The organism is Pseudomonas sp. LBUM1672, assembly GCF_059695655.1.
In genome coordinates this window covers 457,484-482,374 of sequence record NZ_CP166781.1, presented here as the reverse complement: position 1 = coordinate 482,374, position 24,891 = coordinate 457,484, and the positions used below count along the sequence as shown (strand labels likewise).

The 24,891-nt window shown below is 60.1% G+C and carries 19 protein-coding genes and 1 pseudogene; 13 read left to right on the top strand and 7 right to left on the bottom strand.

Annotated elements, in window-relative coordinates; all coding sequences use genetic code 11:
* The first annotated feature begins 452 nt into the window (after positions 1–452).
* Together putA and ACA053_RS02205 are read left to right on the top strand one after the other, a co-directional pair.
* The gene (gene putA / locus ACA053_RS02210) at positions 453–4,403 is read left to right on the top strand and encodes a trifunctional transcriptional regulator/proline dehydrogenase/L-glutamate gamma-semialdehyde dehydrogenase (protein ID WP_497315113.1); all 3,951 of its coding nucleotides are present in this window, start codon (positions 453–455) and stop codon (positions 4,401–4,403) included.
* Positions 4,404–4,649: 246 nt separating this feature from the next.
* Positions 4,650–6,452: an acyl-CoA dehydrogenase gene (locus tag ACA053_RS02205; RefSeq protein WP_497394442.1), complete on the top strand. Its 1,803-nt coding sequence runs from the start codon at positions 4,650–4,652 to the stop codon at positions 6,450–6,452.
* A gap of 144 nt (positions 6,453–6,596) precedes the next feature.
* On the opposite strand, the gene ACA053_RS02200 is transcribed toward ACA053_RS02205, so the two are convergent.
* The 4 genes and pseudogenes from ACA053_RS02200 to ACA053_RS02185 all read right to left on the bottom strand — a co-directional run bounded on the left by ACA053_RS02200 (position 6,597) and on the right by ACA053_RS02185 (position 9,164).
* The gene (locus ACA053_RS02200) at positions 6,597–7,328 is read right to left on the bottom strand and encodes a methyl-accepting chemotaxis protein (protein WP_371922071.1); all 732 of its coding nucleotides are present in this window, start codon (positions 7,326–7,328) and stop codon (positions 6,597–6,599) included.
* A 135-nt stretch (positions 7,329–7,463) separates the two neighbouring features.
* A pseudogene (locus ACA053_RS02195) lies at positions 7,464–8,489 on the bottom strand (HAMP domain-containing protein); the annotation flags it as partial.
* Positions 8,490–8,634: 145 nt separating this feature from the next.
* A complete protein-coding gene (locus ACA053_RS02190; RefSeq protein WP_008149648.1) occupies positions 8,635–8,937 on the bottom strand; it encodes a cell division protein ZapA in 303 nt (100 codons plus the stop codon).
* Positions 8,934–9,164, bottom strand: coding sequence for a hypothetical protein (locus tag ACA053_RS02185; protein WP_497394441.1), 231 nt, complete (start codon positions 9,162–9,164; stop codon positions 8,934–8,936). Before ACA053_RS02185 ends, ACA053_RS02190 begins: the two co-directional genes overlap by 4 nt.
* A 274-nt stretch (positions 9,165–9,438) precedes the next feature.
* Between ACA053_RS02185 and ACA053_RS02180 the strand changes: the two genes are divergently transcribed.
* The 4 genes from ACA053_RS02180 to selO all read left to right on the top strand — a co-directional run bounded on the left by ACA053_RS02180 (position 9,439) and on the right by selO (position 17,999).
* A complete protein-coding gene (locus ACA053_RS02180; RefSeq protein WP_497394440.1) occupies positions 9,439–11,064 on the top strand; it encodes a methyl-accepting chemotaxis protein in 1,626 nt (541 codons plus the stop codon).
* 295 nt (positions 11,065–11,359) lie between these two features.
* Positions 11,360–13,102, top strand: coding sequence for a potassium/proton antiporter (locus ACA053_RS02175; RefSeq protein ID WP_109627637.1), 1,743 nt, complete (start codon positions 11,360–11,362; stop codon positions 13,100–13,102).
* Positions 13,103–13,136: 34 nt separating this feature from the next.
* On the top strand, positions 13,137–16,487 hold the full coding sequence (mscK, locus tag ACA053_RS02170; protein ID WP_497315108.1) for a mechanosensitive channel MscK: 3,351 nt from the start codon (positions 13,137–13,139) through the stop codon (positions 16,485–16,487).
* 48 nt (positions 16,488–16,535) lie between these two features.
* A complete protein-coding gene (gene selO / locus ACA053_RS02165; protein ID WP_497394439.1) occupies positions 16,536–17,999 on the top strand; it encodes a protein adenylyltransferase SelO in 1,464 nt (487 codons plus the stop codon).
* A 6-nt stretch (positions 18,000–18,005) separates the two neighbouring features.
* Here selO and mazF read toward each other — a convergent pair whose 3' ends face one another.
* The gene (mazF, locus tag ACA053_RS02160) at positions 18,006–18,368 is read right to left on the bottom strand and encodes a type II toxin-antitoxin system toxin MazF (RefSeq protein ID WP_109627634.1); all 363 of its coding nucleotides are present in this window, start codon (positions 18,366–18,368) and stop codon (positions 18,006–18,008) included.
* Complete coding sequence (mazE, locus tag ACA053_RS02155; RefSeq protein ID WP_109627633.1) at positions 18,368–18,637, bottom strand: type II toxin-antitoxin system antitoxin MazE; 270 nt, start codon at positions 18,635–18,637, stop codon at positions 18,368–18,370. The genes mazF and mazE overlap by 1 nt, the downstream gene beginning before the upstream one ends.
* A 272-nt stretch (positions 18,638–18,909) precedes the next feature.
* Here mazE and trxC point away from each other — a divergent pair, with 272 nt between their 5' ends.
* Complete coding sequence (gene trxC, locus ACA053_RS02150; RefSeq protein WP_497394438.1) at positions 18,910–19,344, top strand: thioredoxin TrxC; 435 nt, start codon at positions 18,910–18,912, stop codon at positions 19,342–19,344.
* Positions 19,345–19,474: 130 nt separating this feature from the next.
* Here the strand turns inward: trxC and ACA053_RS02145 are convergent, their stop codons facing one another.
* Entirely contained in the window at positions 19,475–20,245 is a 771-nt protein-coding gene (locus ACA053_RS02145; protein WP_403103163.1) for a ParA family protein, read from the bottom strand.
* Between the two features lie 361 nt (positions 20,246–20,606).
* Here ACA053_RS02145 and ACA053_RS02140 point away from each other — a divergent pair, with 361 nt between their 5' ends.
* From ACA053_RS02140 to ACA053_RS02115, 6 genes are read left to right on the top strand one after another with little or no spacing between them, the layout of a single operon-like run.
* Complete coding sequence (locus ACA053_RS02140) at positions 20,607–21,326, top strand: beta-ketoacyl synthase chain length factor (protein ID WP_497315102.1); 720 nt, start codon at positions 20,607–20,609, stop codon at positions 21,324–21,326.
* Positions 21,302–22,111, top strand: coding sequence for a lysophospholipid acyltransferase family protein (locus tag ACA053_RS02135; RefSeq protein WP_497394437.1), 810 nt, complete (start codon positions 21,302–21,304; stop codon positions 22,109–22,111). The genes ACA053_RS02140 and ACA053_RS02135 overlap by 25 nt, the downstream gene beginning before the upstream one ends.
* The gene (locus ACA053_RS02130) at positions 22,092–22,352 is read left to right on the top strand and encodes a phosphopantetheine-binding protein (protein WP_008149626.1); all 261 of its coding nucleotides are present in this window, start codon (positions 22,092–22,094) and stop codon (positions 22,350–22,352) included. Before ACA053_RS02135 ends, ACA053_RS02130 begins: the two co-directional genes overlap by 20 nt.
* A gap of 9 nt (positions 22,353–22,361) precedes the next feature.
* Positions 22,362–22,616, top strand: a complete 255-nt coding sequence (locus tag ACA053_RS02125) for an acyl carrier protein (RefSeq protein ID WP_007992314.1) — start codon at positions 22,362–22,364, stop codon at positions 22,614–22,616.
* The gene (locus tag ACA053_RS02120) at positions 22,613–23,158 is read left to right on the top strand and encodes a COG4648 family protein (protein ID WP_497315100.1); all 546 of its coding nucleotides are present in this window, start codon (positions 22,613–22,615) and stop codon (positions 23,156–23,158) included. The genes ACA053_RS02125 and ACA053_RS02120 overlap by 4 nt, the downstream gene beginning before the upstream one ends.
* The gene (locus tag ACA053_RS02115; protein WP_497394436.1) at positions 23,155–24,837 is read left to right on the top strand and encodes an ApeI family dehydratase; all 1,683 of its coding nucleotides are present in this window, start codon (positions 23,155–23,157) and stop codon (positions 24,835–24,837) included. The genes ACA053_RS02120 and ACA053_RS02115 overlap by 4 nt, the downstream gene beginning before the upstream one ends.
* The last annotated feature ends 54 nt before the right edge of the window (positions 24,838–24,891 follow it).

The following is a 24,891-nucleotide window of genomic DNA, read 5'->3' as shown; positions in this document are numbered from 1 at the left end:
CCTGGCTTTGTTTTTATGTAGCGGCGGCTGGTGAACCGCGCGCAAACGACGACGTTTGACAGACGATTTCAGGTCCCGCGCATTTATGACTGATGTTTCCCCAGGAAAGCCATCAGCCGGTACACCTGTCTTTTATGACCGGTTGCACCTTGGCCGCGAATGCTATTCAACAAAGCAAATAAGGTGCAACCCATTTTTCGAGAATAAGTTGCACCTAGTCGGATTTACCTGAAAAACCCCTGTTTTTGCTCCCTTTTAGGGCAGTCCTGACGGTTTACTAGAATGAAAAGCACCAAGCCGGCGCGGTACGTTCGTTCCGGAATTTATTTCCTGACGAGCTGCTTATTATTCCGACAAAAAAAGGGTTGCACCCGGTTGCACCTCAAAGGTTGCCCAGCTAATCTTGCGGCCAGCTGATGCCACGCGGTCGTGGCAAACATGAGGATAAAAATATGGCTACCACCACCCTTGGGGTCAAACTTGACGACCCGACCCGCGAACGCCTCAAGGCGGCCGCGACCTCGATTGATCGCACGCCGCACTGGCTGATCAAGCAGGCAATTTTCAATTACCTGGAAAAACTCGAGGGTGGTGCAACCCTGACCGAGCTGAGCGGTTTGACCAAGGATTCCGACGAAGCCGTCGACGCGCCCCTGGATCACGCCCACCAGTGCTTCCTCGAGTTCGCCGAAAGCATCCTGCCGCAATCGGTACTGCGCGCCTCGATCACCGCCGCCTACCGTCGCCCGGAACCTGAAGTGGTGCCGATGCTGATCGAGCAGGCGCGCCTGCCGGCGGCGATGGCCGAAGCCACCAACAAGCTCGCCTCCTCGATTGCCGAGAAACTGCGCAATCAGAAAAGCGCCGGCGGCCGTGCCGGGATTGTTCAGGGTCTGTTGCAGGAATTTTCCCTGTCGTCCCAGGAAGGCGTAGCGCTGATGTGCCTCGCCGAAGCGCTGCTGCGCATCCCGGACAAAGGCACCCGTGACGCGCTGATCCGCGACAAGATCAGCACCGGCAACTGGCACCCTCACTTGGGCAACAGCCCGTCGCTGTTCGTCAACGCTGCGACCTGGGGCTTGTTGCTGACCGGCAAACTGGTCGCCACCCATAACGAAGCGGGCCTGACTTCCTCCTTGAGCCGCATCATCGGCAAGAGCGGCGAGCCGATGATCCGCAAGGGCGTCGACATGGCCATGCGCCTGATGGGCGAGCAGTTCGTCACCGGCGAAACCATCGCTGAAGCCCTGGCCAACGCCAGCAAGTTCGAAGCCAAAGGCTTCCGCTATTCCTACGACATGCTGGGTGAAGCCGCACTCACCGAGCATGACGCCCAGAAGTACCTGGCCTCGTACGAGCAAGCCATTCACTCGATCGGCAAAGCGTCCCACGGTCGTGGGATTTATGAAGGCCCGGGCATTTCCATCAAGCTCTCGGCACTGCACCCGCGTTACAGCCGCGCGCAGTACGAGCGTGTGATGGACGAGTTGTACCCGCGTCTGCTGTCGCTGACCTTGCTGGCCAAGCAGTACGACATCGGCTTGAACATCGACGCAGAAGAAGCTGACCGCCTCGAATTGTCGCTGGATCTGCTGGAGCGCCTGTGCTTCGAGCCGCAACTGACCGGCTGGAACGGCATCGGTTTCGTGATCCAGGCTTACCAGAAGCGTTGCCCGTACGTGATCGACTACGTGATCGACCTGGCTCGCCGCAGCCGTCATCGCCTGATGATCCGCCTGGTGAAAGGCGCGTACTGGGACAGCGAAATCAAGCGCGCCCAGGTCGAAGGCCTGGAAGGCTATCCGGTCTACACCCGCAAGGTGTACACCGACGTTTCCTACATCGCTTGCGCCCGCAAACTGCTGTCGGTGCCGGAAGTGATTTATCCGCAGTTCGCCACGCACAACGCCCACACCCTTTCGGCCATTTACCACATCGCCGGTCAGAACTATTACCCCGGCCAGTACGAGTTCCAGTGCCTGCACGGCATGGGCGAACCGTTGTACGAACAGGTTGTAGGCAAAGTTTCCGAAGGCAAGTTGAACCGTCCGTGCCGCGTGTACGCACCGGTCGGTACTCACGAAACCCTGTTGGCGTACCTGGTGCGTCGTCTGCTGGAAAACGGTGCGAACACTTCGTTCGTCAACCGCATCGCCGACCAGTCTATTTCGATTCAGGAGCTGGTGGCCGATCCAGTGGCCAGCATCGAGCAGATGGCGACGCTGGAAGGTGGCTTCGGCCTGCCGCACCCGCGTATCCCGCTGCCGCGTGATCTTTATGGTGCCGAGCGCGCCAACTCCAGCGGCATCGACATGGCCAACGAACATCGTCTGGCTTCGCTGTCCTGCGCTTTGCTGGCCAGCGCTCACAACCACTGGAAAGCCGCGCCGATGCTCGGTTGCGCCTCCAGCTCCGAAGCCCCTGCGCCAGTGCTCAACCCGTCCGATCTGCGTGACGTGGTCGGCCATGTGCAGGAAGCGACCGTCGAAGACGTCGACAACGCGATCCAGTGCGCCCTGAACGCTGCACCGATCTGGCAGGCCACCCCGCCCGCCGAACGCGCTGCGATTCTGGAACGTGCCGCTGACTTGATGGAAGGAGAGATCCAGCCGCTGATGGGCCTGCTGGCTCGCGAAGCCGGCAAAACCTTCGCCAACGCCATCGCCGAAGTGCGTGAAGCCGTGGACTTCCTGCGTTATTACGCGGTGCAGGCGCGCAACGATTTCACCAACGACGCCCACCGCCCACTGGGTCCGGTGGTGTGCATCAGCCCGTGGAACTTCCCGCTGGCGATTTTCAGTGGTCAAGTCGCTGCTGCATTGGCCGCCGGTAACCCGGTACTGGCCAAGCCTGCGGAACAAACTCCGCTGGTCGCTGCTCAAGCCGTGCGTTTGATGATCGAAGCCGGTATTCCGGAAGGCGTGCTGCAACTGCTGCCGGGCCGTGGCGAAACCGTCGGCGCCCGTCTGGTCGGCGACGATCGGGTCAAAGGCGTGATGTTTACCGGCTCCACCGAAGTTGCTCGTCTGCTGCAACGCAACGTCGCCGGTCGCCTGGATGCACAGGGTCGTCCGATTCCGTTGATCGCCGAAACCGGCGGCCAGAACGCGATGATCGTCGACTCCTCGGCACTGACCGAACAGGTTGTGATCGACGTCGTATCGTCGGCCTTCGACAGCGCCGGTCAACGCTGCTCGGCACTGCGTGTGCTGTGCTTGCAGGAAGATTCCGCTGAACGTGTCATTGAAATGCTTAAGGGCGCGATGGCTGAATGCCGTCTCGGCAACCCTGAGCGCCTGTCCGTGGACATTGGCCCGGTGATCGACGCCGAAGCCAAGGCTGGCATCGAGAAGCACATCCAGGCCATGCGCGACAAAGGCCGCAATGTGTATCAGGTGGCCATCGCCAACAGCGAAGAAGTCAAACGCGGCACCTTCGTGATGCCAACGCTGATCGAACTGGAAAGCTTCGACGAACTGCAACGGGAAATCTTCGGCCCGGTGCTGCACGTGGTTCGCTACAAGCGCAAAGACATCGACCAGTTGATCGGTCAGATCAACGCTTCCGGCTACGGCCTGACGCTGGGTGTGCACACCCGGATCGACGAGACCATCGCCAAGGTGATCGACAACGTCAACGCCGGTAACGTCTATGTGAACCGCAACATCGTGGGTGCTGTGGTCGGCGTGCAACCGTTCGGCGGCGAAGGCCTGTCGGGCACCGGCCCGAAAGCCGGTGGTCCGCTGTACCTGTACCGCCTGTTGTCGACGCGCCCTACCGATGCCATCGAACAATCCTTCGCTCGCGGTGACGCCTTCGCTGCCCCGGATGTCCGTCTGCGTGATGCCATGAGCAAACCGCTGACCGCCCTGAAGACTTGGGCCGATAGCAACAAGTTCGCTGATTTGAGCACCCTGTGTGGGCAGTTCGCGGCGCAATCGCAAAGCGGCATCACCCGTGTACTCGCTGGCCCGACTGGCGAGCGCAACAGCTACGCCATCCTGCCGCGTGAACACGTGCTGTGCCTGGCGGAAGTCGAAGGCGATCTGCTGACGCAACTGGCAGCGGTACTGGCCGTCGGCGGTTCGGCGGTGTGGCCGGAAGCTGAATTGACCAAGGCACTGTTCGCACGTCTGCCGAAGGAAATTCAGGCGAAGATCAAGCTGGTTTCCGACTGGAGCAAGGACGAAGTGGTGTTTGATGCGGTTCTGCATCATGGCCATTCCGACCAGCTGCGTGCGGTGTGCCAGCAAGTGGCCAAGCGTGCCGGTGCGATTGTCGGGGTTCATGGTCTGTCGCAGGGCGAGACCAGCATTGCGCTGGAGCGTCTGGTGATTGAGCGGGCATTGAGTGTTAACACCGCTGCGGCGGGTGGTAATGCCAGCTTGATGACGATCGGCTAAATCGCAACAAAACCGGGCAACCGCAATGGCTGCCCGGTATGCAAAATCCCTTGTGGGAGCGGGCTTGCTCGCGAAGGCGGAGTGTCAGTCGACATCAATATTGACTGTTACACCGCCTTCGCGAGCAAGCCCGCTCCCACATTTGATTAGCGGTGCCCGCAACACACCATCACGCTCATCAATCATCCTGTTCAGCCTTTATTCCCACGCCTAGACTCGGTCCATTCCAAAAAAAGGTAGGCCGACATGTCCGAGACGTTGCTCAGTTCCCGCAATCTGGCTTTCGAGCTGTACGAAGTCCTCGATGCCGAGGGCCTGACCCAGCGTGAGCGTTTCGCCGAGCACAACCGCGAAACCTTCGATGCCGCCATCGGCACGGCCCGCAGCATCGCCGAGAGGTTCTTCGCGCCGCACAACCGCAAGAATGACGAGAACGAGCCGCGCTACGAGAACGGTCAGGCGATTCTGATTCCAGAAGTGAAGCCGGCGGTGGATGCGTTCCTCGAGGCCGGTTTCCTCAACGCGGCGCGCAGTTTCGACGCCGGCGGCATGCAACTGCCTACGTTGTTGTCCCAGGCCTGCTTCGCGCATTTCCAGTCAGCCAACGCGGCGTCGACCTCGTACCCGTTCCTGACCATGGGCGCGGCGAACCTGATTGAAAGCTTCGGCACCGATGAGCAGAAGCAGCGCTTCCTGCAACCGATGATCGACGGTCGCTTCTTCGGCACCATGGCGTTGACCGAACCCCACGCCGGTTCGTCGCTGTCGGATATTCGTACACGCGCCGAGCCAGCGCCTGACGGCACCTATCGACTCAAGGGCAACAAGATTTTCATCTCCGGTGGCGACCATCCGCTGTCGGAGAACATCGTGCACATGGTCCTGGCAAAACTGCCGGATGCACCGGCCGGCGTAAAAGGCATTTCGCTGTTTATCGTGCCCAAGTTCCTGGTCAACGATGACGGCAGCCTCGGCAAGCGCAACGACGTCTTGCTGGCGGGTCTGTTCCATAAGATGGGCTGGCGCGGCACCACGTCCACCGCGCTGAACTTCGGCGATAACGGCGAGTGTGTAGGCTATTTGGTGGGCAAGCCGCACCACGGTTTGAGCTACATGTTCCAGATGATGAACGAGGCGCGCATCGGTGTCGGCATGGGCGCGGTGATGCTTGGTTACGCCGGGTATCTGTACTCCCTGGAGTACGCCCGCGAGCGTCCGCAAGGCCGCGTGCCGGACAGCAAGGACCCGAACACCGCGCCGGTGGCGATCATTCAGCACGCCGACGTCAAACGCATGCTGCTGACACAGAAAGCCTATGTCGAAGGCTCGTTCGACCTTGGGTTGTACGCGGCGCGTCTGTTCGATGACACCACGACCCTGGAGACTGAAGACCAGCGTAAACAGGCTCATGAGCTATTGGATTTGCTGACGCCGATCGTCAAATCCTGGCCGTCGGAGTTTTGCCTGAAGGCCAACGAACTGGCTATCCAGATTCTCGGCGGCCACGGTTACACACGCGAATATCCGGTGGAGCAGTACTACCGCGACAACCGTTTGAATCCGATCCACGAAGGCACCCACGGCATTCAGTCGCTGGACTTGCTGGGACGCAAACTGGCGCAGAACGGAGGTGCGGGGCTCAAGCAATTGATTCGGCTGATCGCTGGCACGGCCGAACGGGCGCAAGCGTATGAGTCGTTGACCGCGTTGCGTGAGCCGCTGGAGAAACTGGTGGCGCACCTGCAAACGGTGACCATCGGTTTGCTGACAGACCTGGGCCAAGGCAAGGTCAACAGCAGCCTGGCAAACTCGGCGTTGTACCTGAAGGTGTTCGGGCACACGGTGATTGGCTGGCGCTGGCTCGAACAGGCGATTCGGGCTGAGGAAGGGTTGGCGAAGGGGAATGCGGCGGATGTGAGCTTCTATAAGGGCAAGCTGCAGGCGGCGCGGTATTTCCTGACGTGGGAAGTACCGGGTTGTCACCACGAGCTGGCGATTCTTGAGGCTCGGGATGATGTTTGCCTGACGATGCAGGATGAGTGGTTCTGATTAGAGCCTTGTAGTGAAGCTGACATCCAATCGCGGGCAAGCCTCGCTCCCACAAGTTCTATGTCGGACACATAATTTGTGTTCGCACGATAACCCTGTGGGAGCGGGCTTGCCCGCGATGGCGTCAGTCTGGCGATACATTTATCAGCTCAGCCTGAACCCACCCATCTGCCGCGCCAAATCATCCGCCAACCGCTGCAACGTCTGACAGTCTTCACGGCAAGCTCTGACCTCTCCGGCCGTCGCCCGGGCCAGATCGGAAATGCCCTGCACGTTGCGGTTGATCTCCTCCGTCACCGCCGATTGCTCTTCCGTGGCCGTCGCCACTTGATGGTTCATGTCGCTGATGCGCTCGACCTGACCGGTAATCGCCGTCAACGACGCGCCAGTGCGCTGGCTCGATTCGACGCCGGTGCCCGTCGCGGCTTGCCCGGAATGCATGGATGAAACGGCATTTTCCGCGCCCTGCTTGAGACTGCCGATCATCTGCTGGATCTCATCTGTCGACGACTGCGTGCGCCGCGCCAACGTCCGCACTTCATCCGCCACCACCGCAAACCCGCGCCCCATGTCCCCGGCCCGCGCGGCTTCGATAGCCGCGTTCAGTGCCAGCAAATTGGTCTGCTCGGAGATTCCGCGAATCACGGCCAGCACCTGATCGATCGACGCCACTTGATTAGCCAGCTCACCAACAGCTCCCGCCGCAAGGCCGATTTCATCGGACATGCTTTCTATATGGCGGATCGACCCACCCACAACTTCACGCGCCTGCATCGCTTCATCGCGAGCGTTCTGTGAAGCGACCGCGGCGTTACCCGCGTTCTGGGCGATTTCCTGCACGGTCAGGCCCATTTCGTGGACGGCGGTGGCGACCATGTCGGTCATTTCCTGCTGACGACCCGAACGTTCGGCGGTGTTATCCACCACCCGTGCTACCTGCCCAACGGCCGTGCGCAAACGCTCGCTGGTGGTCAGCACTTCGCCAATCATTTCGCGCTGACTGCCGAGGAATCGATTGAAGCCGCGTGCCAGGTCACCCAGTTCATCGGCGCGGCTGGAATCTAACCGGTGGGTCAAATCTCCCCCGCCGCTACCGATGGCTACCAGCGCCGCTGTTACCTGACGGATCGGCCGCACCAACCCACGGGCCAGCAAAACCACCAGTAACAGACACACCAGCGCCACCGCCAGGCCAATACCGCTGCTCATCCACATGGCGCGACGAGCCTCGGCATAGATCTGCGACTGTGGCACTTCGGCCACCAGGGTCCAGCCCAAGTCCCGTAACGGCAGGCTTAACGCCAGATAATCTTCGCCGTCGCGAACGAAGCTGCTGTTGGTGGCAACTTTTTGACCCATGACCGATTGTGCGGCGGTTGCGCCAATTTGCTCGGCCAGTGTGCGCTTGCCGCTGAATTGCGCCTCAGGATGAACCTGGATCAAACCGTCGGAACGCACGAGATAGACCTTGCCGCGCTCACCGAAGTTGAAATTGTGGATCAGCTCCGACAGCTCTTTCATGCTCAACCCGAGCCCGGCAACGCCCACGACTTTGCCGCCCTGCTCGACCTTCAGGTCGATGAACAGCGCCAATTCTCCGGTCGCGGTGTCATTGTCGATATTGAGGGTGCGCGGCTGGTTGCTGTCGAGGAAGGCGTAGAACCAGGCGTCCTTGGGATTGGAACGGCTGAGGGTCCGGTCCAGGCCTTTTTCAGTGAAGTAATGGTTTGAAGCCGTGCCGACAATCAGCGCGGTAAAGGCTTTGTGTTCGGCGCGAATGCCTTCCAGATACTGGACGAACGCGTCTGTCTGGGCACTGTTTTCACCCCCGGCCAGCCAGTCGCGCACCATGCTGTTGCTGGCGATGTCCTTGGCGGCGGTAAGAGGTTGAACGAGGATTCGTTCGATGTCATTGCGCATCGCCTCGATGCTCGACGGCAGTGCCTGCTCGACCAGATAGCTCTGGGCGAGACGGTTGACCACGAGGGTATAAATGCCAACCACGATCAGGATGCTGACCAGCAGGGCGGTGCCCATGCTGAGGATCAACTGCCATTGAATACTGCGTCGCCAGAACTGCATGGAGCACCCCCAAAGAATAAGAGGCTGAAACACTGCAACAGCCGTGCCGATTGTATACAACACAATGGACAATCTATTCTTTGGTTGTGCGCAAAGCCGATCAGGCCTGATTGATCGTCTTGGAGATCACTTCAACCGTGGCGCTGACTTGCTCTTGGTAACGGTCGAGTTCCTGCTTGTGCTGCTTCTGCATTTCAATCTGCTGGGAGCACAGATTCATCGCGGCCAACACCAGCAGGCGGTCACCGATCAGCGTCGGGTACTTTCTTTTGGTATCGGCCAAGGCAGCTTTCAACATCAGCGCGGCGTCCAGCAGGGTTTGCTCTTCCCCGGCCGGCGCCTTGATCGAATAGTCCTCCCCCAGGATCGAGACGACTTTTACCCCTGCGGCGCCGTGATTCATGCGCTGACCGGGCCGGCGCTGACGCGCTCAACCAGGGCCTGGATGCGGGCCGCGGTGGCGCCTTGTTTCTCTTCCTGTTCCATCAGGTTCAGTTGCAGGCTTTCGTTTTCATCCTTGGCCTGGGCCAGCTCGTAGCTCAGGGTCTGATTGGTGGCGAGCAGGCTCTGGTTCTGTTGCACCAGGTCGCTGACCAGCTGTTCCAATTGGCTTAGGGATGCTTCCAACATTTTGATTTTCCAAGCATTTCAAGGGGCGCGTACGATAAAGAAAAGTCACCACGGATGCCAGGGTTATTCGGGCGCAAGGCCTTGATTTTCCTGGCGGGCGACCTTCCTCGCGAGCTTTAAAGACTGTGATTGGCGGATCTGGTTCCTGCACTTCGTCGCCGGGGCCTGTCTGCGACAAAAACGCGCAGGCCCTCAAGACTTTAGTCGTATGACCGATAAGTCACTCACACGTCAGCTTCAGCGCCGCACGGGTGCGCTCACTTTGGTAAACAGCATGTCCCTTCGTAATATGAATATCGCACCACGGGCGTTCCTCGGTTTCGCCCTGATTGGCGGTTTGATGCTGGTTCTGGGCGTGTTTGCCTTGAACCAGATGAGCAAGATTCGCGGCGCCGGCGAGAACATCGTCGAGAGCAGTGTGCCGAGCATCAAGGCACTGGATGAGTTCACCCAACTGACGTTGCGCCTTCGGGTTCTTTCCTATCGCCTGTTGACCAACCGCGAACCCGACGTACAGCAAAAAACCATCGAGCTGTTCGATCAACGCAACCAGCAGATCCGTGCCGCTCAGACTGAGTATGAAAAATTCATCAGCAGCCCTGACGAGCGTGCGGCCTACGACCAGTACGTGCAGTTGCTTGGCCAGTATCGTCAGCTTGAAGACCGGATGAAGAGCCTGTCGCGCAACAATCAGGTGGAAGAACTGCGCACCTTGCTCAACACCGATCTGTTGAACAACTCTGAAGCCGTCAACGCGGTGCTCAACCGCCTGATGCTGATCAACAACCAACAGGCGGTCGATCTTAATCAGCAAGCATCCGATCAGTACTCTTCGGCGTTCAAGCTGGTCGTCACCCTGCTGGTGATCGCCACTGGCCTGACCCTGCTGTTCGCCTGGCTGCTGACCAACAGCATCACCAAGCCGATCGCCAACGCTTTGAGCGCTGCGGAAGAAATCGCCGAAGGCAACCTGACTCGCCCGATCCATGTCGATGGTGAAGACGAGGCCGGCCGCTTGCTGCTGGCCATGTCGAAGATGCAGGACAAGCTGCGTGACACCCTGCAGCGGATTTCCGGCTCGGCTACGCAACTGGCGTCCGCCGCTGAAGAGCTGAACAGCGTCACCGACGAAAGCGCCCGCGGCCTGACCCAGCAGAACAACGAAATCGAACAGGCCGCCACCGCCGTCAATGAAATGACCAGCGCCGTGGAAGAAGTCGCGCGCAACGCGGTGAGCACTTCCGAGGCCTCGAAAAACGCCACCACCTCGGCCGGCGACGGTCGTGACCTGGTGCAGGAAACCGTCAGTGCCATCGAACGCATGAGTGCCGATGTGCAGAGCACCGCGACCCTGATTGGCGATCTGGCCAATGAATCCCGCGACATCGGCAAGGTGCTGGACGTGATTCGCGGCCTGGCGGACCAGACCAACCTGCTGGCCTTGAACGCCGCAATCGAAGCGGCGCGTGCCGGTGAAGCCGGGCGTGGCTTCGCGGTGGTGGCGGATGAGGTTCGTGCACTGGCGCATCGCACCCAGCAGTCGACCAGCGAAATTGAACGCATGATCGGCAGCATCCAGAGCGGTACCGAACACGCGGTGGATTCGATGCGTAACAGCACCGAACGTGCCGAATCGACCTTGAACATCGCCCGCGGTGCAGGCCTGTCCCTGGACACGATCAACAGCGCCATTGTCGAGATCAACGAGCGCAACCTGGTGATTGCCAGCGCGGCTGAAGAACAGGCGCAGGTGGCCCGTGAAGTCGATCGCAACCTGGTGAACATCCGTGATTTGTCGGTGCAATCGGCGACCGGGGCGAATCAGACGAGTGCGGCGAGCAATGAATTGTCGCGATTGGCGCTGGACCTGAACAACATGGTTGGGCGGTTCAGCCTGTAAGCAGCGACACTTTCTCTGTGGCTAAGGGATTTATCTGTGGTGAGGGGATTTATCCCCGTTCGGCGGCGAAGCCGTCGCAAGATCTGTTTGCGGTGTGTGCCTGAAAGAACGCAGGGGCCGCTCCGCAACCCAACGGGGATAAATCCCCTCGCCACAGGATCAAGCTCAATCCGGGTGACGTTGTCGCGGCTGCAAAAGCTTTTTGACAGCATCACATTTCAACAGGTTAGAATCGCTGGCACGCAGACTGCATGGTCAGTTTGTGCCCGCCTTTCAGCTTTCTGGAGTACTGCCTTTGAATGCGACGACCATCAACAGCCTGTTCTTGATCGGCGCGTTGCTGGTAGGTGCAAGCATTCTGGTGAGTTCCCTTTCATCGCGCCTTGGTATCCCGATTCTGGTGATCATCCTCGCGGTGGGCATGTCGGCCGGTGTCGATGGCGCCGGCATTATTTTCGATAACTACCCAACAGCTTATCTGGTCGGCAACCTCGCGCTGGCAGTCATCCTGCTCGACGGCGGGTTGCGCACCCGGGTTTCCAGCTTCCGCGTGGCGTTATGGCCAGCGCTGTCGCTCGCGACGGTCGGGGTGTTGATCACCACGGGGATGACCGGCATGGCCGCCGCGTGGCTATTCGATCTGAACCTGATTCAGGGCCTGCTGATCGGCGCTATCGTCGGCTCCACCGACGCCGCGGCGGTGTTCTCGCTGCTCGGCGGCAAAGGACTGAACGAACGGGTCACCGCCAGCCTTGAAATCGAGTCCGGCAGCAACGACCCGATGGCGGTGTTCCTCACCGTCACCCTGATCGACATGCTCGCCAGCGGCCAGACCGGCCTCCATTGGAGCCTGCTCGCCCACTTCGTGCGTGAGTTCGGCATCGGTGCCGTCATCGGCCTTGGCGGTGGCTGGGTCATGCTGCAATTGGTCAACCGGATCCACCTGGCCAACGGCCTCTATCCGATTCTGGTGATTGCCGGCGGCCTGGTCGTGTTCGCCCTGACCAACGCCCTGCATGGCAGCGGCTTCCTGGCGGTTTACCTGTGCGGCCTGGTGATCGGCAACCGCCCGGTGCGCAGCCGCCACGGCATTCTGCACATGCTCGACGGCATGGCCTGGCTTGCGCAGATCGGCATGTTCCTGGTGCTGGGGCTGCTGGTCACGCCGCATGATCTGCTGCCGATCGCCCTGCCCGCTCTGGGCCTGGCGCTGTGGATGATTCTGTTCGCTCGGCCGCTGTCGGTGCTGGTCGGTCTGCTGCCGTTCAAAGCGTTCCACGGCCGCGAAAAGGCGTTTATCTCCTGGGTCGGATTACGCGGCGCGGTCCCGATCATTCTGGCGGTGTTCCCGCTGATGGCCGGCCTGCCGAATGCCCAGCTCTACTTCAACCTCGCCTTCTTTATCGTGCTGGTGTCACTGCTGGTGCAGGGCACGAGCCTGCCCTGGGTGGCGAAGCTTTTGAAAGTGACCGTTCCGCCGGAGCCGGCGCCAATCTCGCGCGCAGCCCTTGAGGTGCATGTCACCAGCGAGTGGGAGCTGTTCGTTTATCGCCTCGGTGCCGAGAAATGGTGCATCGGTTCGCCCCTTCGCGAGCTGAAAATGCCCGAAGGCACACGTATTGCAGCGCTGTTTCGTGGCCAACAACTGCTCCATCCGTCGGGTAGTACGGTGCTCGAAGTCGATGATTTGCTGTGTGTTATCGGCCATGAACACAACCTTCCAGCCCTCGGAAAACTCTTCAGCCAGGCACCGCAACGCGGCCTCGATCTGCGCTTCTTCGGCGACTTCGTACTCGAAGGAGACGCCCAGCTGGCAGCGGTTGCGGCGCTGTACGGGTTGAAAGTCGAAGGCATCGATCCGGACATGTCCCTGGGCCGTTTCATTGCCCAGAAAGTCGGCGGTGCTCCCGTCGTCGGCGACCAGGTGGAGTGGAACAACACCATCTGGACCGTCGCGGTCATGGAGGGGAACAAGATCGGCAAAGTGGGCGTCAGATTCCCCGAAGGAAGTCGCCCGGGTCCGGGCTTGTTCCTCTAAACTCCACACTTCGTCTCGTTTTCGATCGGTCTCTATGTCTACCCTGCGCACTTTTTTCATCATGGCCCTGCTGGGCTTGAGTCTTTCTGTCGGTACATTGCAAGCGGCCGAACCGCCGACCAGCGAAGCCGTGCAGGCGAATCTGGACAAGATCGCCGATCGCAAACTGCCGGAAGCGGATCAGAAAGCCCTGCAATCCGTCCTGCAAAGCACGCTGACCCAGCTCGGCAACCAGCGTGATTACGAGCAAAAGCTGGTCGCTCTCAAGCAGCAGCTCGCCACCGCGCCCAAGCAGAACATCGAAAACCAGCGTGAGCTGACCAAGCTCAAAGCCACCAGAATGCCGCCGGTGCCGCAACGCTACGCTAACCAGTCGATCCAGCAGCTCGAGCAAATGCTCACCGAGCGCTCGACCCAGCAAAGCGACCTGCAGAAGGCGCTGGCCGACGCCAACAGTCTGGTGATCACCGCCCAGACCCGCCCCGAGCGCGCACAGGCCGAAATTTCCGCCAGCCAGACGCGTATTCAACAGATCAACAACATACTCAAAGCCGGCAAGGACGCCGGCAAGACTTTGAGCGGTGAACAGCGTGACCTCCTGAATGCCGAACTCGCGGCACTGAATGCGCTGATTCCGCTGCGTCGCCAGGAACTGGCCGGCAACAACCAGTTGCAGGATCTGGGTAACAGCCAGCACGACTTGCTGACCGAAAAATCCGATCGCCTGGATCAGGAAATCCAGGAGCTGCAAACCCTGATCAACCAGAAGCGTCTGGCCCAGTCCCAGGAGACGGTGACGCAACAGTCCATCGAAGCGCAGAAATCCGGCGGCAGCGCGCTGCTGGCCACCGAAAGTTCGGCCAACCTGAAGCTCTCGGACTACCTGCTCAAAAGCACTGACCGCCTCAATGAGGTCACCCAGCAGAACCTGCAGACCAAACAGCAGCTGGACAACGTGACCCAAAGCGATTCGGCACTGGACGAACAAATCAACGTACTAAAGGGCAGCCTGCTGCTCTCCAAGATTCTCTATAAGCAGAAACAGGCCCTGCCACGTCTCAAGCTCGACCGCGACCTGGCCGACCAGATCGCCGATATTCGCCTGTACCAGTTTGAAGTGAGCCAGCAGCGGGAATTGCTCAGCAACCCCGCGACCTATGTCGACAACCTGCTGTCCACCCAGCCGCCGGAGCAAGTTACCCCGCAGCTGCGAAAAAGCCTGCTGGAGCTGGCCACCACCCGCGCAGACCTGCTGGAACGCCTGAACCGCGAACTGAGTGCGGTGCTCAACGAATCCATCACCCTGCAACTCAATCAGAAACAGCTGCTCAGTACCGCGCAAAGCCTGCGGGCGACCCTCGATGAGCAGATGTTCTGGATTCCCAGCAACAAGCCGCTGGACCTGGAATGGATGCGCGCCGTGCCGGAGCGTCTGGAACGTCAGGTCACTACGCTGCCGTGGGCTTCCAGCCTGAGCGAATTGAGTGATGGCCTGATACAGCGACCGCTGCTGTTCCTGCCCCTGGTGTTGCTGATCGGTGCCCTGCTGTGGCGACGTAAAAGTCTGTATGCCCGACTGAGCAAAGTTCACCAGGACATCGGCCACTTCAAGCGCGACAGCCAGTGGCACACGCCTCAGGCCATCCTGATCAATATTCTGTTGGCAATGCCGGTCTCGCTGGGCCTGGCCTTGTGCGGCCTGGCGTTGCAGATCGACGCCCGCGGGCAGAACGCCAACATGGGCGCGGCGCTGCTGCAAATGGCCCAGGCCTGGCTGGTGTTCTACACCGCTTACCGGATCCTCGCACCGGGCGGCGTCGCTGAACTGCATTTCCGCTGGGAAAAACCCCAGGTCGAGTTCCTGCAGGGCTGGGTCCGCCGACTCGGCTTGGTGGTGATGGCATTGGTTGCCGTGGTAGCGGTTGCCGAACTGCAACCCTCGACGCTGGCGGATGACGTGCTCGGCATGCCCGTGGTGCTGATCTGTTACGCCTTGATGGCCTGGCTGCTCAGCCGCCTTCTGATCGCCAGCCCGACGCACCAGAACGCGTCGCTGTTCCGCAAAGCGGTCGGGGTCCTGTTCACCGTCCTGCCCGTCGCGTTATTTGTGGCAGTGTGCTTCGGCTACTACTACACCGCGCTGAAACTCAGTGACCGGCTGATCAACACCCTTTACCTGCTGATGTTCTGGCTGGTGATTGAAGCCACTTTCGTTCGCGGCCTCAGCGTTGCAGCACGACGCCTGGCCTACCAGCGCGCCCTGGCCAAACGTCAGGCCGCCAAGGAGGCTGGCGACGGCGAAGCGGTGATCGAAGAGCCGACGCTGGACATCGAGAAGGTCAACGAACAGTCCCTGCGCCTGATCCGCCTGGCACTGCTTGGCGGTTTCATTGCGGCGCTGTACTGGGTCTGGTCCGATTTGATCTCGGTGTTCTCGTACCTCGACAACATCACCCTGTACGAATACACCAGCGGTACCGGCGCCAACATGAGCATGGTGCCGATCAGCATCGGCGACATGCTCGGCGCGCTGATCATCATCGGTATCACCTTCGCCCTCGCGCGCAACTTGCCAGGCTTGCTGGAAGTGTTGGTGCTGTCCAAGTTGAATCTTGCACAAGGCAGTGCTTATGCCACGACCACGTTGCTGTCCTACGTGATCGCCGGCATCGGCTTCGTCTCGACCCTGTCGACCCTCGGCGTGAGCTGGGACAAGTTGCAATGGCTGGTGGCGGCGCTGTCGGTGGGGCTCGGTTTCGGGATGCAGGAGATTTTCGCGAACTTCATCTCGGGCATCATGATCCTGTTCGAGCGTCCGGTGCGGATCGGCGACACCATCACCATCGGCAACCTGTCGGGCACGGTCAGCAAGATCCGCATCCGCGCCACGACCATCACCGACTTCGACCGCAAGGACATCATTGTCCCGAACAAGACGTTCATCACCGGGCAACTGATCAACTGGTCTCTGACCGACACCATCACCCGGGTGACCCTCAAGCTCGGCGTCGACTACGGTTCGGACCTGGACCTGGTGAAAGAGCTGCTGCTCAAAGCCGCGCGCGACAACCCACGTGTCCTGAAAGACCCGGAACCCCACGTGTACTTCCTGAACTTCGGCGAAAGCACCCTCGACCACGAGTTGCGCATGCACGTGCGCGACCTCGGTGACCGTAACCCGGTGCTGGACGAGGTCAACCGCTTCATCAATCGCGAGTTCAAGAAGCAGCACATCAACATCTCGTTCCGGCAGATGGAGGTCTATCTCAAGAACCTTCACGGCCAGGAATACAAAATGGTACCGATCGAACCGGAAACCAAAACCATCGTGCCGCTGGTGGATGGCAAGTCGCCCCTTGAGCCACCGCCCGCCAAGCTCGACTAACGGCCTTATCCCTAGCAGAATACTCGGACATTCTGCTGGAGATGGCCGTTGAAAGCCCTCGACGAACTGACCTTCGATAATCGCTTCGCCCGCCTTGGCGATACGTTTTCCGCCCATGTGCTGCCCGAGCCCATCGACAACCCGCGTCTGGTGGTGGCCAGCCCTGCGGCCATGGCGCTGCTGGATCTCGATCCCGCAGTAGCGGACACCCCGGAGTTTGCCGAGCTGTTCAGCGGCCACAAGCTCTGGGCCGACGCAGTGCCTCGGGCGATGGTCTATTCCGGCCATCAGTTCGGTTCCTACAACCCGCAGCTGGGTGATGGTCGCGGCCTGTTGCTGGGCGAGGTCTACAACGAGGCCGGCGAACACTGGGACCTGCACCTCAAAGGCGCCGGTCAGACGCCTTTTTCGCGAATGGGCGATGGACGCGCGGTATTGCGCTCCTCGATCCGCGAGTTTCTCGCCTCCGAAGCGCTGAATGCCCTGAACATCCCGACCACCCGCGCTCTGTGCGTAATCGGCTCCGACACCCCGGTGTGGCGCGAGAAGCAGGAACGCGCAGCGATGGTTCTGCGCTTGGCGCCGAGCCATGTGCGCTTCGGGCATTTCGAGTATTTCTACTACACCAAACGTCCGGAGAAGCAGAAAGAACTCGGCGAGCACGTATTGGCTATGCATTTCCCCGAGTGTCTGGAACAACCGGAACCGTACCTGGCGATGTTCCGCGAAATCGTCGAGCGCAATGCCGAGCTGATCGCCAAATGGCAGGCTTACGGCTTCTGCCACGGCGTGATGAACACCGACAACATGTCGATCCTCGGCATCACCTTCGATTTCGGTCCGTTCGCCTTCCTCGACGACTTCGACGCCCATTTCATCTGCAACCACTCGGATGACCAAGGCCGCTATTCCTTCAGCAACCAGGTGCCGATCGGCCAGTGGAACCTAAGCGCCCTCGCCCAGGCCCTGACGCCGTTCATCAGCGTCGACGCCCTGCGCGAAACCCTCGGCCTGTACTTGCCGTTGTACCAAGCCCATTACCTGGACCTGATGCGCCGTCGCCTCGGACTCACCACGGCCGAAGACGATGACCAGAAACTGCTGGAGCAGCTGCTGCAACTGATGCAGAACAGCGGCGTCGATTACACGCTGTTCTTCCGCCGTTTAGGGGATGAATCACCCGAATTGGCCGTCGCCCGTTTGCGCGATGACTTCGTCGACATCAAGGGCTTCGATGCCTGGGCTGAGTTGTATGTCGCCCGGGTTGGCCGTGAAGGCGAGGTTGATCAGGAACAGCGGCGCAAGCGGATGCACGCGGTCAATCCGCTGTACATCCTGCGCAACTACCTGGCGCAGAAGGCGATCGATGCAGCGGAGAGCGGCGATTATTCAGAGGTTCGGCGACTGCATGCGGTATTGAGCAATCCATTCGACGAGCAAGCGGGGATGGAAAGCTACGCCGAGCGGCCGCCGGAGTGGGGCAAGCATTTGGAGATCAGTTGTTCGTCGTGAGATTGGTCAGTCAAGCGGATCAATGGCACTGACGACGCGAGCAACGATGTCTGCCATCGTAACGTCATCAAGTCGCTCAATGAACTTGGCTGAGCCGTCGCGCACACGCTGCTCTATATCAAAACTACGAACCTGATTACAAACTGCGACACCATTCGTTTCGTGGCCGGAGACGATGACCGCCAAGCCGGTGTTTCGACTGAAGCTGCCGCCACTGGTCACCGGCACAGTCATGCTGACACCCAAGGCGTTGATTTCCCTTGGCGTAATTACCACGAATCGATGCCGATTCATCATTTCGCGTCCCGCAACCGGGTTCGGATCAATCCAGTAAACATCCCCCCGCTGTGGGGCCTGACGCCGAACCATCAACCCAACTCCCGGCCAACTGGATCGCCTTCACGTGCAAACGCCGTCTGCGCATTCAACTCGGCTACTTCTTCGGAACCTTCAAGCAACTCTGCAAGGCTATAGCGCTTGCGAGAAGGCCGTACAACCGGACGGGCAATCAACTCACCATCGACCACATTCAGTTCCAGTTGTGCTCCTACTTCCAGGTGCAGGAGCTTCAGCAGCGTTGGCGGGAGAGTAATCACTGCAGCGCCACCTTGACGGCGGATTTTGGAAGTCACGGACACGGGATAACTCCTATCCGACAATTGAGAGATATCGACTTCTCGATAAGTGCAACAAAAGTAGCACGAGCTTAAAGGCAAAGCGAACTCCTCATAAAGAGATTAGAAAACGGTGAAGTTGCTTCCAGCGTAGCCACCGATCCCGCCCCGAAACTCCAGAATATGTGAGCATTTACGACAATCACTGCGCCTGCCCCCGTCTTTTGCTGGCTTGATAAATGAAGCTTGCGACTCCAAATCAGCTTTAGACTGCCCAAACATTCAGAGCCTCGACCATGACCGACCCACTCCTCATCCCCTGCCCCCACTGCAACGGCCTCAACCGCATCCCCGCCGAACGCCTCAACGATCACCCAAAATGCGGTCGCTGCAAGGCCGAGGTCTTGCTGAACAAGCCGTTCGAATTGAAACAAGGCGATTACGCCAGCCAGATCAAAGGCGATCTGCCGTTGCTGGTGGACGTGTGGGCGGAGTGGTGTGGGCCGTGCAAGTCGTTTGCGCCGGTGTTCGAGCAGGCAGCGGGGCAACTGGCGGGGAAATGTCGGCTGGCGAAACTGGACAGTGAGGCGAACCAGCAATTGTCGGCGCAGTTGGGTATTCGCTCGATTCCGAGCCTGATTCTGTTCAAGAACGGCCGGGAAGTGGCGCGTCAGAGCGGGGCGTTTCCGTTACCGCAGTTGATGAGCTGGTTGCGTAGCCAGGGGATCTAAAACCACCGCGATTTAATGTGGGAGCGGGCTTGCTCGCGAAGGCGGAGTGTCAGTCGATATCAATGTTGACTGACACTCCGCCTTCGCGAGCAAGCCCGCTCCCACATTGGGTTAGGCGACGTCGACAGATTCAGGCGTTTTCGAGCAGGTTATGCAGTTCGACAAACTGCTGCGTCAGCTTGTGCCGTGGGTCGAGGTGAATCAGCGGCGTATTGGCCTGATGGGATTCGCGCATCCGCACCGAACTGGTCAGGTACACCGGCAGCACCGGCAACCCTTCGGCGATCAGCTCGTCGAGAATCTGCTGCGGCAGGCTGGCACGGGCCTGGAACTGATTGACCACGATGCCTTCGACTTCCAGGCCTTCGTTGTGGTCGTCCTTCAATTCTTCGATTTCCGCCAGCAGCCCGTACAGTGCCTGGCGCGAGAAGCTGTCGCAGTCGAACGGGATCAGCACCCGGTCAGCGGCAATCAATGCCGATACCGCATAGAAGTTCAGCGCAGGCGGGGTATCAAGGTAGATGCGATCGTAATCTTCCCCCAGCTCCTCAAGCAATTTGCGCAGCTTGTTGATCTTGTGTTTAGCCTCAAGCTTGGGCTGCAGATCGGCCAACTCGGCGGTCGCGGTGATGACGTGGAGGTTTTCGAACGGCGTTTCGTAGATATCGACCTGGTTCTTCTTCGAGAACGGTCCTGAGGACAGGGTTTGCTTGAAGAAGTCGGCGATGCCCATCGGGATGTCATCCCCGGTGAGTCCCGTCAGGTACTGAGTGGAGTTGGCCTGGGCATCGAGATCCACCAACAGGGTGCGATACCCCTCGCTGGCGCTGACCGCCGCCAGATTGCAGGCAATGCTGGATTTGCCCACGCCACCTTTCTGATTGAACACCACGCGCCGCATGTGAAAAACCTCCGTGTATCAAAGAATGATCGAGTGTAGTAGTCCATGGCGCTGCTTAGCTACCTCGTCGGCACGGGGACTACACAGTCAGCGGCAATCTCCCAATAAAAAAACCGCCAACTCTGCCATCGATCGCCGACAGAGCCGACAGACTTGCTCAGCACGATGTGGATAATGGCCAAACGACAGCTTTTCGCGGACTAATCAGTTCATTTGACTGCGCAAAACGTAACCATCATTTGCTACACGCCCGTCGCAACGGGATAATGCGCGCCACTCGGCGCCAAGCGCCACGTAAGGTCGTCGCGTTTTTCTGCGACTCGCCGCGTCAGAATAGCCCGCAGGGGCGGGATGAAAGCCTGTGATCAATTTCAACATCGCCCAATGGCGCGCGTGGGCCCCTGGGCTCGAAAGCGTGGACGATTGGCAGGCCTGGAGCCGACAACCGGTCGTGCTTCAGAGCAGCGATGCCGCCCCCGACGTGTCTTTTTTGCCGGCCATGCAGCGCCGGCGGCTCAGCCGTCTGGCGCGGATGGCATTCAGCGTCGGTTGGCCCCTGGCCGATGGTCGCCAGGACCTACCGTTGGTCTTTATTTCCCGTCATGGCGAAACGCCCCGCACCTTCGACATCCTGCGCGATCTGGCAGCCGAACAACCGTTGTCACCGACGCAATTCAGCTTGTCGGTGCACAACGCGGTGATTGGCCTGTGGTCGATCATGCGTGGCGAAACCAGTGAGATGACTGCCCTTGCCGCCGCCGGAGACGGCCTTGAACACGGCATGCTAGAGGCCGCGGCGCTGCTTGCCGAAGGCGCGCCTGCGGTACTGCTGATCGTCACTGAAGAAAAACCGCCCCAGGCCTACTCGGCCTGGATCGACGACGTGCCGTTCCCGTATGCCGTCGGTCTGTTGCTGACACCGGGTACCGACTGGCAGCTGTCCCTGAACAGCACTTCGGATGCGTTGTCCAAAGCCCACTGGCCCCATGCCCTGAATCTATTGCGTACCCTGCTCGGCCAGCAGACTACCTGCCAACATGCCTGGAAAAATCGTGTATGGACCTGGCAACGCAACCTGTAAGCGAAAAAAACCGCGACGCCTATTACTGGCGTTTGCTGGCGACCGCTGCGAGCTTCACTCTGTTCGGGTTAGGCGGGCTGTGCCTGCGCCTGGTGGTTTTCCCGTTGCTGAGTTGCCTGCCCGGCGATGCCCAGACTCATCGGCTGCGGGCACGTAGAACCGTCAGTCGCTGCTTTTGGTTTTTTGTCCGGTTCATGGCCCGTACCGGCGTACTGACCTACGACATCCAGGGCGCGGAGAAGCTTGGTCGCCCGGGCCAGATGATCATGGCCAATCACCCGTCGCTGATCGATGTGGTGTTTCTGATCGGACTGGTGCGTCACAGCAACTGCGTGGTCAAGAAAAGCCTCTGGGAGAACCCCTTCACTCGCGGCCCGCTTCGCCGCACCGAATACATCAGCAACGACGGCAGCATGGACATGCTCGATGCCGCGGCCGACGCACTGAAAAGCGGTCAGACGCTGATCATCTTTCCCGAAGGCACTCGCACCCAGCCAGGCGAACCGCCAGCCTTTCATCGGGGGGGTGCATCGATTGCCCTGCGGGGTGCGAAAATCCTGACCCCGGTGATCATCAAGGTCAGCCCGACCACATTGACCAAGGCCGAACCCTGGTATCGCATCCCGAAACGTCGCGTGCACTTCAGTTTTCGTGTGGGAGCCGATATAGACCCACAAGCCTTTGCCGCGTGTGGCCCTGCGCCTCAGGCTTCGCGCAAGCTCAACGATTATTTGCATTCTTACTTTATTAAGGAGCTCGCCGAAGATGAGCGATCTACACCGTGAAATCAAAGAACTGATCATCGACGCCCTCGGCCTCGAAGACATCAGCGCACAAGACATCGGCGATGACCAGACGCTGTTCGGCGAAGGCCTGGGCCTGGACTCGGTAGACGCCCTGGAACTCGGCCTGGCGATCCAGAAAAAGTACGGCATCAAAATCGACGCCGACGCCAAAGACACCCGTAATCACTTTAGTAACGTGGCGAGCCTTGCGGCGTTCGTCACCGCAAAACAGGCAGCTTGAGACCGGACCATGCAAACTCGTGATGACATTTTCAACACCCTGCGCGATGCCTTGGTCGAACTCTTCGAGCTGGACCCTGAGCGCGTGAGCCTCGAATCCAATCTCTATCAGGATCTGGAAATCGACAGCATCGACGCTGTCGACCTGATCGATCACATCAAGCGTCAGACCGGCAAGAAAATCGCCGCCGAAGAATTCAAATCGGTGCGTACCGTCAGCGACGTGGTCGAGGCGGTCTACCGTCTGGTTCAACCGGCCGCATGAGTCGACTGATCGGCCTTGGCCTGCTGCTGGCGGGCCTGTTGTACCCCTTCGCGGTGTATTTCGGCATGGAACACTTTGCTCCGTGGCAGTTCGGTCTGCTGCTGGGCAGCCTGTGGCTGGCGCGGGCGCTGCTGGGTGCGCGTCGCCCCGGCAACCTGTGGATGGCGATCACCGCGATTGGCTTTTGCCTGTTGCTGGCGTTGTTCGACAGTCCGCTGTTGCTGCGTTGGTACCCGGTGCTGATCAGCGCTTTCATGCTTGGCCTGTTTGGCCTGAGCCTGAAAGTCGGGCCGCCGATGGTGGAACGCCTGGCGCGCCTGCGGGAACCGCACTTGCCGGCCAAGGCGATTGTCTACACCCGCCAGGTGACCATCGTCTGGTGTGTGTTTTTCCTCTGTAACGGTTTGCTCGCCGCCGCCCTGACCCTGTGGGCGCCGCTGAGTTGGTGGATGTTGTACACCGGCCTGATTTCCTATGGATTGATGGGCCTGCTGTTTGCCATTGAATGGCTCATACGACAACGGGTACGAGGCCACCCATGAATTGGATAACACTTGAGCAGCTGTTGCTCAAGGCTCAGCCGGAGCGTGCCGTGACGGCCGAACCGGCGTTGAATCACGCACAGCTGTGCGAACAGGCATTGAGCCTCGCGGCCGGCCTGCAATCCCAAGGCGTGCACCGCATTGCCGTGCACCTTGAAGACGCCGCTGACCTGGCGATTGCCCTGCTCGGCGCCTGGCGTGCCGGGGTCAGCGTGCTGCTGCCTGCTGACCTGCAACCACAGACTCGCCAACGCTGGTCGAGCGAAGTCGATCTGTGGCTGACCGATCAGGCCGATGATGCGCACCTTATCGATTATCGACAGGCGCCCCTGTCCCCCGCCAAACTGGATCTGGACACCTGCCAGCTGAGCCTGTGTACTTCCGGTTCCAGCGGCGAACCCAAGCGTATCGACAAGACTCTGCGCCAGCTCGCCAATGAAGTTCAGGCGCTGGAGCAGCTCTGGGGCGCCGACCTGGGCCAGGCGTGCATCATCGGCAGTGTCGCCACCCAGCACATCTACGGTTTGCTGTTTCGGGTGCTGTGGCCGCTGTGCGCCGGGCGCCCGTTCGTGCGCAAGCAACTGGCCTTTCCGGAAGACTTGCAGCGCGCCAGTCGCGAACACCCGACGTTTGCCTGGGTCGCCAGCCCGGCGCTGCTCAAGCGCATGGGCGACAACCTCGACTGGCCGGCCTTGAGTGCGGTTTGCCGAGTGTTTTCTTCCGGTGGCGCGCTACCGGCCGAGGCTGCGCAAAGTCTTCACGAGCGCCTGCAACAATGGCCGACGGAAATCCTCGGCAGCTCGGAAACCGGCGGCATCGCCTGGCGTCAGGGTCACGATCTCTGGCAACCGTTTGCTGAGGTTGAGCTGAGTCAGGACAGCGAGGGCGCGCTGCTGATCTCCTCGCCCTACTTGCCTGCCGGCCATATCGAACACACCGCCGATGCCGCCAGAATCGCTGCCGACGGCCGATTCGAACTGCTCGGACGGCTGGACCGGATCGTCAAACTGGAAGAAAAACGTATCTCGTTGCCGATGCTGGAAAAGGCGCTTATGGAGCATGACTGGGTCGCCGACGCGCGCCTCGGCGTGGTCCAGGAAAACCGCGCCTCACTGGGTGCACTGCTGGTGCTGACGGACGCGGGCCTGCATGCCTTGCGCAATCAAGGTCGGCGCACCCTGACGCAGGAATTGCGTCAGCACCTGAGCCAGCATTGCGAAGCCCTGGCCCTGCCACGACGCTGGCGAATGCTGCGGCAATTGCCCCTGAACGCTCAGGGCAAACTGCCGCAGGCCGACGTCGAGGCCTTGCTGCTGGCACCCCGCCCCAAGGTACCGGAAGTGCTGGAGCAGGTCGAAGTCGATGGCGAATGGAGCCTGCAACTGGCCGTGCCGCCGGACCTGGCCTACTTCAGCGGACACTTCCCGCAAACGCCGGTACTGCCCGGTGTGGTGCAGGTGGATTGGGCGCTGAGCCTCGGCCAGCAATTGATGAACCTGCCGGGCAAATTTGCCGGCATGGAAGTGCTGAAGTTCCAGCAACTGGTGCGCCCCGGCGATGAAGTCCAGTTGCACCTGCGCTTCGACCCGGAACGCAGCAAACTGTATTTCGCCTACCGCAATGAAACCGCGACCTGCTCAAGTGGGCGGATTTTGCTGGAGGCAATGCCCGATGCATAACCTGTGGCAATGGAGATCATTGTGGCGAGGGAGCTTGCTCCCGCTGGGCTGCGA

Coding starts and splice junctions, on each gene's coding strand:
- putA (WP_497315113.1), top strand. CDS start 453: ATGGCTACCACCACCCTTGGGGTCAAACTTGACGACCCGACCCGCGAA.
- ACA053_RS02205 (WP_497394442.1), top strand. CDS start 4,650: ATGTCCGAGACGTTGCTCAGTTCCCGCAATCTGGCTTTCGAGCTGTAC.
- ACA053_RS02200 (WP_371922071.1), bottom strand. CDS start 7,328: ATGGTCGCCACCGCCGTCCACGAAATGGGCCTGACCGTGCAGGAAATC.
- ACA053_RS02190 (WP_008149648.1), bottom strand. CDS start 8,937: ATGAATCACGGCGCCGCAGGGGTAAAAGTCGTCTCGATCCTGGGGGAG.
- ACA053_RS02185 (WP_497394441.1), bottom strand. CDS start 9,164: ATGTTGGAAGCATCCCTAAGCCAATTGGAACAGCTGGTCAGCGACCTG.
- ACA053_RS02180 (WP_497394440.1), top strand. CDS start 9,439: ATGTCCCTTCGTAATATGAATATCGCACCACGGGCGTTCCTCGGTTTC.
- mscK (WP_497315108.1), top strand. CDS start 13,137: ATGTCTACCCTGCGCACTTTTTTCATCATGGCCCTGCTGGGCTTGAGT.
- mazF (WP_109627634.1), bottom strand. CDS start 18,368: ATGGTTCGGCGTCAGGCCCCACAGCGGGGGGATGTTTACTGGATTGAT.
- trxC (WP_497394438.1), top strand. CDS start 18,910: ATGACCGACCCACTCCTCATCCCCTGCCCCCACTGCAACGGCCTCAAC.
- ACA053_RS02145 (WP_403103163.1), bottom strand. CDS start 20,245: ATGCGGCGCGTGGTGTTCAATCAGAAAGGTGGCGTGGGCAAATCCAGC.
- ACA053_RS02135 (WP_497394437.1), top strand. CDS start 21,302: ATGGACCTGGCAACGCAACCTGTAAGCGAAAAAAACCGCGACGCCTAT.
- ACA053_RS02130 (WP_008149626.1), top strand. CDS start 22,092: ATGAGCGATCTACACCGTGAAATCAAAGAACTGATCATCGACGCCCTC.
- ACA053_RS02125 (WP_007992314.1), top strand. CDS start 22,362: ATGCAAACTCGTGATGACATTTTCAACACCCTGCGCGATGCCTTGGTC.
- ACA053_RS02120 (WP_497315100.1), top strand. CDS start 22,613: ATGAGTCGACTGATCGGCCTTGGCCTGCTGCTGGCGGGCCTGTTGTAC.
- ACA053_RS02115 (WP_497394436.1), top strand. CDS start 23,155: ATGAATTGGATAACACTTGAGCAGCTGTTGCTCAAGGCTCAGCCGGAG.